Here is a 12,923-nt window from a genome sequence, read left to right on the forward strand (position 1 = left end):
GTGGATGAAGCGGCTATGTTCTCGCTGCGTTGCAACACGATTTTTCTCCGGTAACGCGGTCGCATTCGGCTCCGGCAACCTTTCTTTGCCATCCGCATTAAAGTGTCCACCATGAGGGAGATGCAAAAAATGACAATTTCAGTCTCACAACTCGATTCCGATCAGGAAACAGATGCTCCTTTCGCCCGAAAAGTCCTGATGGCGCGCAATCTCGCCGGATATACGGTCGATCAGCTTGCCATCACCTGCGGCCTGACAGCCAATGAAATCCGCGCCCTGGAAGACGGCTCAGACAGCGATCCTCTGCGCATCAGGCGCGTTGCCGCCGCCCTGCATATTCCAGTCGAAACCGTTATCTGATCGTTCACAACGATCCGAACCAAATCTCAGCGCCGCCGGGGACGATGTTCACGCAACATCCGGGCGGCGCGCGTAACGGTTTGAACGCTACAAGTCTCTCCGGAACATTTTCCGCTCCGCTCTCTTAACATTTCCGTTATCCGGCACCACATGATGTCCGCACGGGACATGTTCGCCATGTGGCCCGCCTGCGCGAGAGCACCAATAATTTCCGGAATCCTGCCATGACACTCAGCCTTAACACCGAAGAACGGGTTTCTTCAGCATTGGATGAATTGTGGCCAACGGAGAAAACGGAAATTCTCGACTGGCTCGTCACCGGCACGAAGGACGAGCGCTTTATCGATGAGATATTCTTCGAGCTGTGTAGCAGGTTGCGCGAAAGTGGAATTTCCATAGCGCGGGGCGCACTTGCCTTCCGCATTCGTCACCCGCAATGGCTTGGCGCGCGCATCCTGTGGAAGGCCGGCATATCGTCGGCCGAGATCACCACCTATGGCTATGGGGCGGAGAGCTCGCCCGAATATCTGAACAGCCCCATCAACGACATCCATCAGGGCGCAACCGAAATCCGCCACCGGCTGACCGGCGACGAAATCGAGCCATCCGCTTATCCGATCTATGAGGAATTGCGCGCCGACGGGCTGACGGATTATTTCGCCTGGCCGATCGAACATACGTTCGGCAAGCGCCATGTCGCCACTTTTTCCAGCGATCGGCCCGGTGGCTTTTTGGAAGCGGAAGTCCTTGCGTTGAAAAACCTGCTACCGGCGCTCGCGCTGGTCAGCGAAATTCGCCTGAAAAACCGCATGACGCGCACCCTGCTGGAGACCTATGTCGGGCCGCATGCGGGCGAAAAAATCCTCAATGGCGCAACGACGCGCGGCAGCGGCATAACGGTCGGCGCGGCGATCCTGATCTGCGACCTGCGCAACTTCACCCATATTTCCGACCTCTGGCCGCGCGATGATGTGATCGAATTGCTGAACGGTTATTTCGACGCGATGTGCGATCCGATCGAGGAATTCGGTGGTGAAATCCTGAAATTCATGGGCGATGGGTTGCTGGCGATTTTCCCGCTCAGCGATCCGCAGGCTTGTGAAAACCTGCTGAAAGCCATTGCCAGCGCACAGAAAAGTCTCGTTGCCCTCAACGACATCAATTGCCAGAAAGGCCATGACCCTCTGGGTTACGGCATCGGCGTCCATGTCGGCGATGTCATGTATGGCAATATCGGCTCGAAAACCCGCCTCGATTTTACCGTCATCGGTCCGGCCGTAAACATCGCATCACGGCTTGAAACCCTGACAAAGGAAACCGGCCGCAACGTCCTGTTTTCCGAAGAATTCGTCCGTATGGCCGGACATGAGGACAAGCTGGACAATCTTGGCCCATGGCTCCTGCGCGGCCTTGAAACCCCGGTCGAGGTTTATGCGCTTCCCCAACATGAGGTCCTCGCACCCTCTGTCGACTGACTGCCGGTCAGGACTTTGTCCCCGTTTCAACGCTTTCTCAACTCAGCGCTCACCTGTGCTGCGCAACCTCCCGAAGAGATGATTTCCGCTGCCCTGCCCGTCGTCAAAACGCTTGACACGCCTCCGATGTCGATCTAGCAAAATAGAACATATATTCCATATCGAAACATTGTTTGCGTTCATATTCTGTCTTTCCGGGAGTGGAAGACGGGTGTGAGGAACCGGAGGAAAGATGGTTACGAAATTGGCACTGCTCGGCGCTGGACGGATCGGCAAGGTCCACGCCAAGGCGATCACCACCGACAGCCGTGCGAAGCTGGTGGCCGTTGTGGACGCCGTTGCCGGTGCTGCGGAAGCAATCGCCCGCGAAGCGCAGTGCAAGGTCAGCACAATCGACGAGGTTCTGGCTGACAAGACGATCGATGCCGTCATCATCTGCACGCCGACCAACACCCATGCCGATCTGATCGAGCGTTTCGCCCGTGCCGGCAAGGCCATCTTCTGCGAAAAACCCGTCGATCTGGATGTGGGCCGTGCGGAAGCCTGCGCCAAGGTGGTTGAGGAAACCGGTGCAAAGGTGATGCTCGGTTTCAACCGGCGTTTCGATCCGCATTTCCAGGCCGTGCACAAGGCAATCGAGGATGGCCGCATCGGCAAGGTCGAAATGGTGACCATCACCAGCCGCGATCCCGGCCCGCCGCCAGCCGAATACATCAAGGTTTCCGGCGGCATTTTCCGTGACATGACTATTCATGATTTCGACATGGCGCGGTTCCTGCTCGGCGAGGAAGTGGAAAGCGTATTCGCCACCGGTTCCGTTCTCGTCAATCCGGAGATCGGTGCACTCGGCGATTTCGATAGCGCCAGCATCATTCTGACGACGAAAAGCGGCAGGCAAGCCAGCATTTCGAATTCGCGACGCGCGACCTATGGGTACGACCAGCGTATCGAAGTGCATGGTTCGCTCGGTTCGGCTGCGGCCGAGAACCAGCGGCCGGTCTCCATCGAGATCGCCAATGCTGAGGGCTACACCCGCCCGCCGCTGCATGATTTCTTCATGACGCGTTATACGGCGGCCTACGCGGCGGAAATTACCGCTTTCATCGATTGCATCGAAAACAATGTGGCTCCGTCACCCTCCATCAAGGATGGGCTGATCGCATTGAAACTGGCCGACGCTGCGCTGAAATCCGTCACCTCGAAGGCGGCCGTGACGATCGGCTGATCGACGCAGAAATCACTCCGTAACCGACATCCTGTCCGCGGTGCGTTAACGCATGGCGGACAGGAAAACAGCTATTCGCAGAGCTTTCGCCAGCATCGGCGCCACCCGTGAACTTGACCGGGCAGAGGCAGTCTTCGGACTTGCATGGCAGCTATTCGGAAAATAAGGTTGTCTGACAAGATACGGCCAGACCATATGGCTGCTGTTCACCTTATTCACGCCGAATCCTCTTTTTGCCGGCAACAGCCGGACAGTGGTTTATTTATGCCATCACCCAAGACCGGTTATCTTTATGCGCTCATAGCATTCACGATCTTTGCAGCGCAGGATGGCATATCCAAACATCTTGGCAGTTCTTATCCGCCCGTCTTCGTCGCCATGCTTCGATACTGGGCCTTCGCCGTCTTCGTTTTGTTGATGGCTGCAAGGTCCTCTGGCGGCATTCGGGGCGCTGTCATGGCAAACCGTCCGTGGCTGCAGATCAGCCGCGGCGTCCTTCTTGCCGTACAGATTGTTTTTTCCATTTTCTCCTTCGCCGTTGTCGGGTTGGCGCACAGCCACTCCATCCTCGCTTCGGCGCCGCTGATCGTCGCCGCACTGTCCGTGCCGTTGCTTGGCGAACATGTGGGCTGGCGGCGCTGGTGCGCCATTTTTGTCGGCTTCATCGGCGTTCTCGTCATTCTGAAACCTGATGGCGAAGGGTTCGACAACCGCCTGCTGATCACTTTCATCGCCGCCTTCATGCTTGCGCTCTACAGCGTCCTGACCCGCCTTGGCAGCAAGAGCGATTCAGCGATGACGAGCTTCTTTTATACCGGCGTGGCCGGTGCGGCAGCGCTGACGCTGGTGGGTCCGTTTTATTGGGTTAGCCTTGCACCCCAGGATTGGGGCTGGATGCTGGCGCTGTGCATTACCGGCATGAGCGGCCATTATTGCCTGATCAAGGCATTCGAGCTGGCGGATGCGGCCTCCGTGCAGCCGTTTTCCTATTACCAGCTCGTGCTCGTCTCCATCATCGGCGTCACCATCTATGGCGAGGTCGTGACATCCAACATGGTTCTGGGTGCTGCAATCGTGATCGCCGCCGGTCTCTTTACCATCTGGCGGGAACATGCCGTTGCCCGCAGGGAACGCAGGCGGGCTGACTGACGTCATTCCCGTTGAACGTCCTCTCAGGCGAGAGCCGCCTCGCAACGCAGAAGCATTCCAAACAGGTCGCGCGGCTCATCCGGATCGGCCAGCAAATCCAGCTCCGTATAAAGCCCGGTGGCGGCCAGTTTCGAGCGCACATAACGCAGCGCCGAAAAATCCTCGGTCGCGAAACCGACGCTGTCGAACAGCGTGATCTGCCTGTCGTTTACCCGCCCGTGCTTTTCACCCGATATGACCTGCCATAGCTCAGTGACGGGGTAGTCTTCGGGCAATTGCTGGATTTCACCTTCGATGCGCGTCTGCGGTGGGTATTCGACAAAAATGTCCGACCGCAGCAGAATGTCCCGGTGCAGTTCCGTCTTGCCGGGACAATCGCCGCCGACGGCATTGATGTGAATGCCGGGACCAACCATGTTGTCGGTCAGGATTGTCGCATATTGCTTGTCAGCCGTGACGGTGGTGATGATATCTGCACCCTCCACTGCGCTCTGCGCACTATCGCAAATTTCGATGGTAAAGCCCTGCCCGGCAAGATTGCGGGCGCATTTTTCACTGGCGGTCCGGTCGATATCGAAAAGCCGCACCGTGTCGATGCCGAGAATGGCCTTGAAGGCCCGCGCCTGGAACTCGCTCTGCGCGCCATTGCCGATGATGGCCATCGAGCGGGCATTTTTGCGGGCTAGGTGTTTTGCAGCGACAGCCGAAGTAGCAGCGGTGCGCAGCGCCGTCAGAATGGTCATTTCGGACAGGAGCAGCGGATAGCCGTTGCCGACATCGGAAAGCACCCCAAAAGCAGTCACCGTCTGGCGGCCCTCCTTCATGTTTTTCGGATGGCCGTTCACATATTTGAAGCCATACAGCGTTCCATCACTGGTCGGCATCAGCTCGATAACGCCCTCTTGGGAATGCGATGCGATGCGCGGCGTCTTGTCGAAACTTTCCCAGCGGCGGAAATCCTCTTCCACCACGTCGGCCAGCTCGCGCAGAAACGTATCGATCCCCACGCGCAGCACGAGTTTCATCATATGATCGACGCTGACGAAAGGTACGATATTAAGGTTCGGTATAATCGTCATTGCATCATCCCCCTCAGCCGGCCCGCGTCGGGCGGTCCATAACCCGCTTGCCCATCAGGCTGGCAGCCAGGTCGACCATCAGCGTCGCCGTCCTGCCGCGCTCATCAAGAAACGGGTTAAGCTCCACGAGATCGAGACTGCACACAAGCCCGCTATCATGCAGCATCTCCATCACCAGATGCGCCTCACGGAACGTCGCCCCACCCGGAACAGTGGTGCCGACCGCAGGCGCGATCGACGGTTCCAGGAAATCGACATCGAGACTGACATGCAACAGGCCGTTTGCCGCCTGCACCCGCGCAAGGAACGCGCGCAGCAGAACCGCGACACCATGCTCGTCTATCGAGCGCATGTCGTGAACGGTGATGCCGCTGTCTTCCAGTGCGGCTCTCTCGGCCGGATCGACGCTGCGGATGCCGATCATGCCGATATTTTCCTCAGGAACTGCATGGGAGAGCGGGGGGAAGTAACCCGAAAATCCGTCGCGACCACTGAAATAGGCGACCGGCGTGCCATGCAGGTTGCCACTGCGCGTCGTTTCAAGCGTGTGGTAATCAGTATGGGCATCGAGCCAGAGCACGAAAAACGGCCGGCCACTCTCCGCCACCCGCCGCGCCATGCCGGCGACGGTTCCCGCGGAAATTGCGTGGTCGCCGCCAAGAAAGATCGGCACGGCGGCAGCACTTTCGCGATAGGCGGCCTCCGTCAGCGCCTCGGTCCAGGCCACCGTCTCAGCGAGATGATGCACCGCCGGATTGGGGTGGCTAAACTCCCTCAGCGGCGCCGGCGTCACATTGCCGGTATCGACCACCCGATGGCCCAGATCTTCGAGCGCCCGCGTGAGACCGGCGATGCGATACGCACTCGGCCCCATCTCACACCCCAATTGCCCGGCTCCGATTTGCAACGGCGCACCGATCAGCCTGATATCCATTTGAGCCCTCGCTTTTATAAACCGATAACCTCACTAAACCACACAGACATGGCGGAATGAACATCAAATATTGGCAATATTATCGAAATAGGCTATCGATTTGGTCAAATCTATTTATCAGAATGGCTACCAATGGATGATCTCGACGAACGGCTCGTGACCCTTTTGAGGCATAACGGCAGACGCAGCATTTCCGATCTGGCGATCGAGACGGAAACCTCGCGCGCAACGGTACGCTCACGCATCGAAAAAATGGAAAATGACGGCACTATCATCGGTTACACCGTCATCCTGCGTGCCGATGCGGTGGAGGCGGCGATCCGCGGCATCATGATGATCGAGATTGAAGGCCATGTGACGGACCGCGTCATCCGCACGCTCGGCGGTTTCCCGGAAATATCCGAAATTCACAGCACGAACGGCCGCTGGGACCTGATCGTAGAACTTAACGCCGCCACTCTCAGCGATTTCGACGCGGTGCTCCGCCGTATCCGCCTTGTCCCTGGCATTACCGGCAGCGAGACCAGCCTTCTGCTCTCCACCCCACGCTCCACCCGTGCGCGGCTCTGACGCAGGAGACAGACGCAAAAGAGCGACGAAAACGCATTTTTCGATTTTTTCGACTTGCGCCTCGCAAGAAATCATCTATATGACGACCCACCAAAGCGAACGCGGTAACCCGCTTCAGGCTTTTGGGGAATAGTTCAATGGTAGAACGACGGACTCTGACTCCGTTAATCTTGGTTCGAGTCCAGGTTCCCCAGCCAAATTTCTCCAAACAAAATCAAACTGTTTCGAGCACTTGAGCTGCATCACCGCGCTCTGCCTATATCTGCCAACGTTGTGCGCGCGGCTCGATCCGACTCAGACATTTCCGTATCCAGCTGGCCTAGCCTCGATACACCACCGCCCCCCCAGTCATCCCCGCCCCTGCCGCCGTCAATAACAGCGTTTCACCCTCCGTGATGGGCCGCTCAGCATTGGAAACGGAAAGCGAAAGCGGAATAGTGGCGGCAGAAGAGTTGCCGAAGGTTTCGACTGTACGTACCGTCTTTTGCCGGTCGATGCCGATATTGCCGCAGACGGCATCGAACATGCGGGCATTGGCCTGATGCGGCACGAACCGCTGGATATCGGTGGCCGTCATTTCTGCGCGTTGCAGAGCGCGCTGTGAGGTCTGCGTCATCGCGGCGACCGCACGGGAAAAGACTTCGCGGCCGTCCCGCATCGTCATCAGGGTATCTTCAGCCTCTGTATCATTGGAAAAAGGCTGGCTGCTGCCGCCCGCCGCGATCTGGATCAGGTCGTAACCGCTCCCATCCGAAACGAGATCGGCAGACAAAAAGCCGCGCTGCGCATCCCGGCAGGGGACAAGCACGACGGCGCCGGCAGCATCGGCGAACAGAACCGCAGTTGCCCTTTCCGCCGGATTGATACGACGGCTTAAGATATTGGCGGCAACAACCAGCACCGCGCGGCCGTGGGTGCGGACAAAACCATCCGCAAGAGTGAGCGCATAGAGAAAACCGGAACAGGCCCCGGCAAGATCGATCGCCCCGGATTGTGTGAGGCCCAACTGGTGCGCAAGCAGCGGGGCCGAAGGCGGCAAAAGATGGTCTGGTGTGGAGGTCGCAAGCAATGTCAGTGCGATATCCTCGGCGCCAATTTTCGCGTTTTCCAGTGCCATGCGGCCGGCTTTTTCGGCAAGGCCGCTCAGCGTCTCGCCCTCTTGCGCCCAATAACGTGTGCGTATCCCCGTCCGACGCTCTATCCAGCCAGCCTCCAGCCCAAGACGCGTCTCAATCTCCGCGTTGCGGACACATCGCACTGGCACGGCATGCCCGAAGCCAGCCATGCGGGAAGAACGGGTCTGCATTGTCAGGCCTTTCGGAGACGGTTTTTGATCGCGGCCGCGCCGGGTTCCCCCGGAGCGGCTTCAGTCACGATCGAGGCCACTTCGTCCATGGCGTCGAAGGCACGGGTGAGGTCTTGCGCCGTCGAACAATAGGGCGGCATCAGATAGAGCACATTGCCGAGCGGGCGGATGATGAGCCCGCGCTCGCGGAACAATTGCCGCATGCGTGGCCCCGCCTCCGCGAGATAACCGCCGGAGGGCACGACGAGGTCAATCGCTGCGATGGTTCCAATCTGGCGTATGTTGGTGAAGCGCCTGTCATCCGCAAATCTCCCGAGATTGTCGCGCAGCACTTCTTGCAGTTGACCGATGCGCTGCACCACTGGCTCATCCCGCCAAACCTGCAGATTGGCGACAGCGGCAGCGCAGGCAATCGGATTGGCGGTGTAGGAACTCGAATGGAAAAAGGTCTTGCGGCGATCGGTCGAGAAGTGCACGTCGAAGATTTCGCCACTGCACAAGGTCGCTGCCAACGGCAGGGAGCCGCCGGTCAGCCCCTTGGAGGTGCACAGAATATCCGGTGAAACTCCCGCCTGCTCGCAGGCGAACATGGTTCCTGTCCGGCCCCAGCCCGTCATCACCTCGTCGGCGATGACAAGGCAACCGTAGCGTTCGGCAATTTGTTTCAGTCCGGCGAGAACGTCCGCGCGGTAAATCTTCATGCCACCGGCACCTAGAGCAAGCGGCTCGATCAGCAAGGCGGCGACTCGGCCCAAACGACAAAAGCTCTCGAACATGTCGAGCGTCTCCTGCTCACAATCCGCTTCCGGAAAAGCAAGTCGGTCGACGCCGAATAGCAGTGGTTCATACGCAGCATTGAACACGCCGCGTTCGCCCGTCGACATGGCGCCGATCGTATCACCGTGGTAGCCGTGCTCCATGACCACGATGCGATCTCGCTTTTCACCGCAATTGTGAAAATAACCGAGCGCCATTTTCAGCGCCACTTCCACCGAGGTCGAACCGCTATCGGAATAAAACACATGTTCCAAGCCGGCAGGCGCGAGTTCGATCAGCCCTTTGGCCAGCGTTTCGGCCGGCTCGTGCGAAAACTCGGCGAAAATGATCTGGTCGAAGGTCTCGGTCGCTGCGCGGATGGCGGACATGATTGCCGGGTGCCGGTGGCCGTGAGTGATGACCCACCAGGATGAAATTGCATCGAACAACCGCTGGCCATCCTCATCGACCAGATAGGCGCCCTCCGCCGAGACGATGCGTTTCATCGGCGGTTCCAGCCCGTGCTGGGTGAAAGGATGCCAGACGCGGGAACGACTCATGCCGGCACCTCCAGGAAATCAGCGAGATCGAATTGTTGAGCGAATGCATGGTGCAGCGTCTCGGCAGTCATCTCCGGTATGCGAGGCAAGCGGCCAAGCGAGCGAACTCGGCCGATATCGGCGATAATGCGCTGAATTTCCCGGTTCTCATCACCGATGAAGACCACGCCGTGCACCGGAATGGCTCTCAGCCGCAGCGCCTCGAGCGACAGCAGCGTGTGGTTGATGGTGCCGAGTGAGGTTCTGGCGCACAGGATCAGCGGAATTCGCCAGCGGGCGAAAATATCGACAAACAGCAATGTGTCGGTCAGCGGCACCAGCAGACCGCCCGCCCCTTCGATCACCAGCGGCCCATCCGTTTCCGGCGGCAGCAAAAGCTCGGGCTCGATCGTGACATTGTCGAAGCGGGCCGAAAGATGCGGTGAGGCCGGCATTTTCAGGCGATAGGCCTCCGGCAGGATGCGCGTGCGCGGCACGCCACCCATCCGCTCCACCACCTCGCTGTCGGTCTCTTCCTCGAGCCCGGATTGCACCGGCTTCCAGTAATGGGCTTGCAATGCGTAAGTAAGCGCCGCAGAAAAAACCGTCTTACCGATACCCGTATCGGTGCCCGAGACGATGAAACGGAGGCTCATCGTTCCTCCTCCATGGCGAGGGCGAGCAGCCCGACCATATCGGCGATCTGGCTTTCCTCGACATTGAGCGTAATGGATATGCGCAGGCGTGCCGTGCCTTCCGGCACCGTTGGCGGGCGGATAGCGCGCACGTCGAAGCCGCCGTCTCGCATACGCGTGGCGATCTTCAGTGCACGCGCATTGTCACCAATCATCACCGGCAATATCTGCGAGCCGCCGGGCGTCACGCCCAGCCGGGATCGTAATTGTTCGCTGGCCAAATTTATCAGTTCTTCCAGACGGATGCGCCGCCAGGGCTCGTCGGCGACGATCCGCAAGGCCTCCCGCACAGCCGCCGCCATCAGCGGTGACGGCGCGGTCGAATAGATGAAACCGCGGGCGCGGTTGGTGAGGTAATCGGCAAGAACCGCAGGCAGACTGATAAGCGCGCCAGAAAGACCAAGCGCCTTGCCGCAGGTGTGCAGCGCCAAGACATTACCCCGACCTTCCAGTTCAGCGGCCAGGCCGCGCCCGCCCGGCCCGAACACGCCGGTGGCATGCGCCTCATCGACGACGAGAAAGCCGCCATGTCGCCCGGCGAGGTCGGCAAGGGCCGCAACCGGCGCCCGGTCACCATCCATGGAATAGAGGCTCTCCACCGCGATCCACGGGCGACCTTTGCCGCCCGCCTGCCGCCATCGGTTTATTTCCCGTTCGAATGCCTCAACCTGATTATGCGGCACAGCGACCGCCTTCGCCTTGCCGGCGGCAATGCCGTCATGCACGCTGGCATGGATCAGCGCATCGTAGAGAACGAGGTCGTCCCGTAGCGGCAGTGCGGAAAAAAGTGCGGCATTGGCGGCAAATCCGCTACCGAAATAGATCGCCCTCTCAGCGCCGAAAAATACCGCCGCCTCCGTTTCAAGCGCCTCATGTTCGGGATGGTTGCCACGAAGCAGCCGCGAACCACCTGCACCCACAGGCACGCCCCTCTCGATTGCGTCAGTGATCGCCGCCTTCAGCCGGGGTGCATCGGCAAGCCCGAGATAGTCGTTGGAGGTGAAGTCGATACCCTGCCGGGGCGCTAGCGCCCGCAGGCGCGACTTGCGGTGCAGACCGGCAAGCTTCAGCTCATAGGCGGAGAGCGCCGACGAATTCACCGGGTCTCTCCCGCTTCCGCCGTTTGCAACGCCATCGGCTTCAGGCCCAGTCGCCGGAACAGCGCCGTATCGTGATCTTCCCCCGGATTATCCGCCGTCAGCAGCGTCTCGCCGACGAAGATGGAATTCGCCCCGGCCAGAAAACAGAGCGCCTGCGTCTCATCACTCATTTCGGTACGTCCGGCGGAAAGCCTCACATGCGAACGGGGCATGAGGATGCGCGCAAGCGCAATGGTGCGGACGAAGTCGATCGGATCAACCGGAGCGGCCTTGGCAAGCTTCGAGCCGGGGATCGGGATCAGCATGTTGATCGGCACGCTTTCCGGCGGAACCGGCAGATTGGCAAGGGTTACCAGCATGGAAATACGGTCCTCGACCGTTTCTCCCATGCCGAGAATGCCGCCGGCGCAGACCTTCATGCCGGCATCACGAACATTGGCGAGCGTTTCCAGCCGATCCTCGAAGGTGCGGGTGGTGATGATCTCCGAATAGAACCGCTCCGACGTATCGACATTGTGATTGTAGTAATCTAGCCCGGCGTGAGCGAGACGTTCGGATTGTTCCGGCGTCAGCATGCCGAGTGTCATGCAGGTTTCCATGCCGAGCGCCTTGACGCCTTCGACCATGGCCACCACCGCCTCCATGTCGCGCTCCTTAGGGTTGCGCCACGCCGCTCCCATGCAATAGCGCGTCGCCCCGCCCTCTTTCGCCTTGCGCGCCTCTGCCAGCACTCGCTCCACCTCCATGAGTTTGGAAGCCTTCAGACCTGTTGGATTGCGGGCGGACTGGCTGCAATAACCACAATCCTCCGGGCAGCCGCCGGTCTTGATCGATAAAAGCCGGCTCATCTGGATGGCGTTGGCATCGAAATGGCGACGATGCACCTGCTGTGCCCGGAACAGGAGGTCATTAAATGGTAAATTATAGATAATTTTTGCTTCTTCGAGTGAAGGATCCGCTTTGATTGAGGGAATCTGCGCCTGATTTTGTTCAATTTCCGTGATAATCTGATTCATCCGGCGATCTTCCCTTCAAATAAATAGATAGAACTTATTTTTATCTATTTTTTTATCGGACCCTTTTGCAAGGACTTTTTTCGAGAAAAACGTCAGGCACCGGAGATCGAAGAAATATGCGGGATAAGACTGCGGCGTTTGGCTGCGGGGATTTAGCGAATGGGAAAACGCCTTGCGAAAGAGACCCATGGCGCAAAAACGCCGCAATTGCTATGGGTGAGGCATGATCACATTTCGTCCCGCCAACGCTCGCGACACGGCCCGCATCCTTGAAATATGGTGTAAGGCCGTAGACGCTACCCATGATTTTCTTCACAGAGCGGATCGCGCCGCAATCGAGGAAGAAGTGACGGCTTTTCTTCCCGAGGCCGCTTTGACGCTCGCCGTTGATGCGTCGGATAAGCCTCTCGGGTTCATGTTTCTGCATGAAGGGCACATGGAAGCGCTTTTCATCGATCCGGATTATCACGGCAGAGGCATCGGCAAGGCGCTCGTGCAGGCAGCACTTGCCACACACCCCGCGCTGACCACCGATGTCAACGAACAGAATACGCAGGCCATGGGCTTTTATCGCCGGCTCGGTTTCAAGCCGACGGGACGCTCCGACCTCGACGGGCAGGGACGTCCCTATCCGCTCGTCCATCTTGGGTTTGGCGCAACCGAACAATAAGCCGGGGGGACATGGCTCATCTGGGGGGAGCAAGCCACGAACACCATCA

Annotated in this window: 13 protein-coding genes and 1 tRNA gene; 7 read left to right on the forward strand and 7 right to left on the reverse strand. The window is 58.9% G+C overall.

Going from position 1 to position 12,923, the window contains the following annotated elements:
• The first annotated feature begins 129 nt into the window (after positions 1-129).
• The 4 genes from ACQZ45_RS25710 to ACQZ45_RS25725 all read left to right on the forward strand — a co-directional run bounded on the left by ACQZ45_RS25710 (position 130) and on the right by ACQZ45_RS25725 (position 4,209).
• Positions 130-360 carry a helix-turn-helix domain-containing protein gene (locus tag ACQZ45_RS25710; RefSeq protein ID WP_004431634.1) on the forward strand — a complete coding sequence of 77 codons (231 nt, stop codon included), beginning with the start codon at positions 130-132 and terminating at the stop codon, positions 358-360.
• Between the two features lie 224 nt (positions 361-584).
• Positions 585-1,835, forward strand: a complete 1,251-nt coding sequence (locus ACQZ45_RS25715; RefSeq protein WP_080849870.1) for an adenylate/guanylate cyclase domain-containing protein — start codon at positions 585-587, stop codon at positions 1,833-1,835.
• A gap of 232 nt (positions 1,836-2,067) precedes the next feature.
• The gene (iolG, locus tag ACQZ45_RS25720) at positions 2,068-3,060 is read left to right on the forward strand and encodes an inositol 2-dehydrogenase (protein ID WP_080849871.1); all 993 of its coding nucleotides are present in this window, start codon (positions 2,068-2,070) and stop codon (positions 3,058-3,060) included.
• A gap of 264 nt (positions 3,061-3,324) precedes the next feature.
• Positions 3,325-4,209 (forward strand): DMT family transporter, encoded by an 885-nt coding sequence (locus tag ACQZ45_RS25725; RefSeq protein WP_041694708.1) that lies wholly within the window; start codon positions 3,325-3,327, stop codon positions 4,207-4,209.
• A gap of 23 nt (positions 4,210-4,232) precedes the next feature.
• Here ACQZ45_RS25725 and ACQZ45_RS25730 read toward each other — a convergent pair whose 3' ends face one another.
• Together ACQZ45_RS25730 and rocF are read right to left on the reverse strand one after the other, a co-directional pair.
• Complete coding sequence (locus ACQZ45_RS25730) at positions 4,233-5,288, reverse strand: ornithine cyclodeaminase (RefSeq protein ID WP_080849872.1); 1,056 nt, start codon at positions 5,286-5,288, stop codon at positions 4,233-4,235.
• A gap of 13 nt (positions 5,289-5,301) precedes the next feature.
• A complete protein-coding gene (rocF, locus tag ACQZ45_RS25735) occupies positions 5,302-6,222 on the reverse strand; it encodes an arginase (protein ID WP_025595246.1) in 921 nt (306 codons plus the stop codon).
• A gap of 132 nt (positions 6,223-6,354) precedes the next feature.
• On the opposite strand from rocF, the gene ACQZ45_RS25740 reads away from it, so the two are divergent.
• Positions 6,355-6,792 carry an Lrp/AsnC family transcriptional regulator gene (locus tag ACQZ45_RS25740; protein ID WP_004431612.1) on the forward strand — a complete coding sequence of 146 codons (438 nt, stop codon included), beginning with the start codon at positions 6,355-6,357 and terminating at the stop codon, positions 6,790-6,792.
• Between the two features lie 123 nt (positions 6,793-6,915).
• Positions 6,916-6,989: transfer RNA gene (locus ACQZ45_RS25745), tRNA-Gln, on the forward strand.
• Positions 6,990-7,111: 122 nt separating this feature from the next.
• Here ACQZ45_RS25745 and ACQZ45_RS25750 read toward each other — a convergent pair.
• From ACQZ45_RS25750 to bioB, 5 genes are read right to left on the reverse strand one after another with little or no spacing between them, the layout of a single operon-like run.
• On the reverse strand, positions 7,112-8,098 hold the full coding sequence (locus ACQZ45_RS25750; protein ID WP_080849873.1) for a beta-ketoacyl-ACP synthase III: 987 nt from the start codon (positions 8,096-8,098) through the stop codon (positions 7,112-7,114).
• 2 nt (positions 8,099-8,100) lie between these two features.
• Positions 8,101-9,414: an adenosylmethionine--8-amino-7-oxononanoate transaminase gene (locus ACQZ45_RS25755; protein ID WP_448742609.1), complete on the reverse strand. Its 1,314-nt coding sequence runs from the start codon at positions 9,412-9,414 to the stop codon at positions 8,101-8,103.
• Positions 9,411-10,049 carry a dethiobiotin synthase gene (gene bioD, locus ACQZ45_RS25760; RefSeq protein WP_080849875.1) on the reverse strand — a complete coding sequence of 213 codons (639 nt, stop codon included), beginning with the start codon at positions 10,047-10,049 and terminating at the stop codon, positions 9,411-9,413. The genes ACQZ45_RS25755 and bioD overlap by 4 nt, the downstream gene beginning before the upstream one ends.
• Complete coding sequence (locus ACQZ45_RS25765; protein WP_112200709.1) at positions 10,046-11,188, reverse strand: 8-amino-7-oxononanoate synthase; 1,143 nt, start codon at positions 11,186-11,188, stop codon at positions 10,046-10,048. The genes bioD and ACQZ45_RS25765 overlap by 4 nt, the downstream gene beginning before the upstream one ends.
• Positions 11,185-12,204, reverse strand: a complete 1,020-nt coding sequence (gene bioB / locus ACQZ45_RS25770) for a biotin synthase BioB (protein ID WP_019566574.1) — start codon at positions 12,202-12,204, stop codon at positions 11,185-11,187. The genes ACQZ45_RS25765 and bioB overlap by 4 nt, the downstream gene beginning before the upstream one ends.
• Positions 12,205-12,427: 223 nt before the next feature.
• On the opposite strand from bioB, the gene ACQZ45_RS25775 reads away from it, so the two are divergent.
• Entirely contained in the window at positions 12,428-12,874 is a 447-nt protein-coding gene (locus ACQZ45_RS25775) for an acetyltransferase (RefSeq protein ID WP_080849877.1), read from the forward strand.
• The last annotated feature ends 49 nt before the right edge of the window (positions 12,875-12,923 follow it).

This window comes from Agrobacterium sp. 16-2014-1-2a, assembly GCF_053522705.1.